Origin of the sequence: Neoroseomonas rubea, from assembly GCF_016106015.1 — a bacterium.
In the GTDB taxonomy this organism is placed as follows: Bacteria; Pseudomonadota; Alphaproteobacteria; order Acetobacterales; family Acetobacteraceae; genus Neoroseomonas; species Neoroseomonas rubea.
The window spans coordinates 1-2,778 of sequence record NZ_JACADQ010000439.1 but is presented as its reverse complement, the minus strand read 5'-3'; the positions used below and the strand labels follow the sequence as shown (position 1 = coordinate 2,778).

The 2,778-nt window shown below is 72.4% G+C and carries 3 protein-coding genes; all 3 read right to left on the bottom strand.

Translation table 11 applies throughout. The features are described from left to right. Window positions 1–743, bottom strand: a 743-nt coding sequence (locus HW577_RS23285; protein WP_198378491.1) for a CE1 family esterase, incomplete at its 3' end; no start/stop codon positions are given. A 116-nt stretch (window positions 744–859) separates the two neighbouring features. Continuing rightward, entirely contained in the window at window positions 860–2,488 is a 1,629-nt protein-coding gene (locus HW577_RS23280; protein WP_198378490.1) for a long-chain-fatty-acid--CoA ligase, read from the bottom strand. Window positions 2,489–2,577: 89 nt separating this feature from the next. Then, on the bottom strand, window positions 2,578–2,778 hold a 201-nt coding region (locus HW577_RS23275), incomplete at its 5' end, for a hypothetical protein (protein WP_408639552.1).

Sequence of the window (2,778 nt, the reverse complement as noted above, 5' to 3'; positions counted from 1 at the left end):
CCGCCGCAGGCGAAGCGTTCCGCTGGCGCGCCGCCCATGGGGGCGAGCGCATGCGGCGTCGCGCGGCAGCCCGGCCCGCTGCCCCAGGCGGCGGCGAAGTCGCGCACCGGCATCATCCGCCCCCGCCCGCCGATCGGCAGCAGGTCGTCCGCCGTGCCGTTGAACAGCATGGCCGGCGCGCGCGGCGCGGTCGGGCAGGGGCGGACATAGCCGCCCGAGACGAGGCCCACGGCGCGGAAGGTCTCCGGCGCCTCGCAGCCGAGCAGCGCGGCCATCATCGCGCCGTTGGAAATGCCCGCGGCATAGACGCGGCGCCGGTCCACCGCGTGCCGTTCCGCCACCGCCGCCACCACGTCCCGCGCATAGGCGACATCGGCGCGGTCGGGGGCGAAGACGCGCCAGGCGCCCTCGCGGCCTTCCGGATAGGCCACGAGGAAGCCCTGCGCGGCTGCGAGGGCGGAGAAGCGCGACATGCGCTCCACCACCGCGCCGCTGCCGCCGAGGCCGTGGAAGACCAGCACCAACGGCCGCGGGCCTTGGGCGCCGGGCGGGGCGTGCAGCAGGAAGGCGCGCGTGCCGCCATCCTTGGCGAGCAGGATGCGCTCCGTCCCCGGCTGCGGCTCGACCGTGCGGGACTGGGCGTGGCGCTGCTCGACGCGCTCGCGCAGCCGCGCGCCATCCTGTGGCTGCGCGGCGGCCGGCGCGGCGGCGAGGATGATCATCAGGGCGGTCGGCAGGCGCATGGTCGCACTCCGCGCGGGGCGCCGCAGCGTCGCACGCGGCCGCGCGACGAAGTGCAACGAAGCGCATCGCCGGGTCATCGGCGGCGCGCCGGCGCCTGGCAGCGCGCGACCAGGCATCACCCCGGCGGGCGATGGTCCTTGAACATCTCCCGCAGCTTCGTCTTGAGGATCTTGCCCGTCGCCGTGTGCGGGATCTCGTCCAGCACGACGAGGTCGTCCGGCAGCCACCACTTCGCGACCTTGTCGGCGAGATACTCGCGCATCTGCGCAAGGCTGGGGGAGAGCACGCCCGGCTTCATCACCAGGATCAGCAGCGGCCGCTCGTCCCATTTCGGGTCGGCCATCGCGACCACCGCCGCTTCCGCGACACCGGGATAGCCGACCGCCGCGTTCTCGAGCGCGATGGAGGAGATCCACTCCCCGCCCGACTTGATCACGTCCTTGGACCGGTCGGTGATCTCCATGTAGCCGTGCTCGTCCATGGTCGCGACGTCGCCGGTGTCGAAGAAGCCGGCCTCGTCGAGGATCTCCTCCTCCTCCCGCCGGAAGTAGCGCCGCGCGATGGCCGGGCCGCGCACCTTGAGCCGGCCGAAGGTCGTCCCGTCCCAGGGCAGTTCGCGCCCCGCATCGTCCGTGATCTTCATCTCGACCGAATAGGGCGGCGTGCCCTGCTTGGCCTGCAGCGCGAGCATCGCCTCGCCCGTCAGCCCCGCCACTTCCGGCTTCACGGCGAAGAGCGTGCCGACGGGGGAGAGTTCGGTCATGCCCCAGGCGTGGATCACGCGCACGCCGTACTTCTCCTGGTAGGCGCGGGTGATGGCGGGCGGGCAGGCGGACCCGCCGATCGCCACGCGCTGCATGGAATCGACGCGCGACCCGGTCGCCTCCAGGTGCTGCAGCAGCATCATCCACACCGTCGGCACGGCGGCGGAGAAGGTGACGCGCTCGCGCTCGATCGCCTCATGCACCGAAGCGCCGTCGAGCTTCGCCCCCGGCATGACCAGCGCCGCACCCACCATCGGCGCGCAGAGCGGCAGCGACCAGCCATTGGCGTGGAACATCGGCACGACCGGCATCACCCGGTCCCCCGCCGCGAGGCCGAAGGCGTCCACCTGGTTGCAGACCAGCGCGTGGATCACGTTCGACCGGTGCGAATAGACCACGCCCTTGGGGTCGCCCGTGGTGCCGGAGGTGTAGCAGATGCCCGCCGCCGCCTGCTCGTCGACGCGCATCCAGGCGAAGTCGCCATCGACCTCTGCGATCCAGTCCTCATAGGCGACGGCGCCGCGCAGGCTGGTCTGCGGCATGTGCGCCGCATCGGTCAGGATGACGAAGCGCTCGACCGCCGGAAGCCGTTCGGCGAGCGACTGCACCAGCGGCACGAAGGTCAGGTCCAGCATCATGATTCGGCTGCCGGCGTGGTTCATGATCCAGGCGATCTGGTCCTGGAACAGCCGCGGATTCACGGTGTGGTAGACGGCGCCGGCGCCGGTAATGCCGTACCAGGCCTCCATGTGGCGCCAGGTGTTCCAGGCGAGCGTCGCGACGCGATCCCCCGGCCTGATGCCATCCTTCACCAGCCGCTGCGCGACCCGGAGCGACCGGGCGCGGATCGTCGCGTAGTCGGTGCGGTGGAAGGGCCCTTCGACGGACCGCGTGACCACATCCCGCCGCGCGTGCTGGATCGCGGCATGGTCGATGACCGTGTGCATCAGCAGCGGCCAGTCCTGCATCAGGCCAAGCATCCGATTCCCTCCCATCGTCGATCCTCTCGCCCCTGGTCCATGGGCGCCGACGTTCCGGATGCGGGAGGCTACACGAATTCCCCGCCCCGTCAGCGGGGGGCGAAGCAGCGGCGCGCAAGGAGGAAGGCGGGCACCGCGAAGGCCGCGCCGGCCAGCCCCGCGCCCGGCAGGCCGAACGCCGCGATGCCGGCCCCGCCCGCTGCGGCCCCCCCCGCCTGGCCGAGGAAGATCGCCGAGGCGTTGCAGGCCATGACGAAGCCGCGCGCTTCAGGCGCCAGCGTGGCGAGCCG

What these genes read in the sequence shown, in the direction of transcription:
- HW577_RS23280 (WP_198378490.1), bottom strand. Translation starts at nt 2,488, where the DNA reads ATGCTTGGCCTGATGCAGGACTGGCCGCTGCTGATGCACACGGTCATC.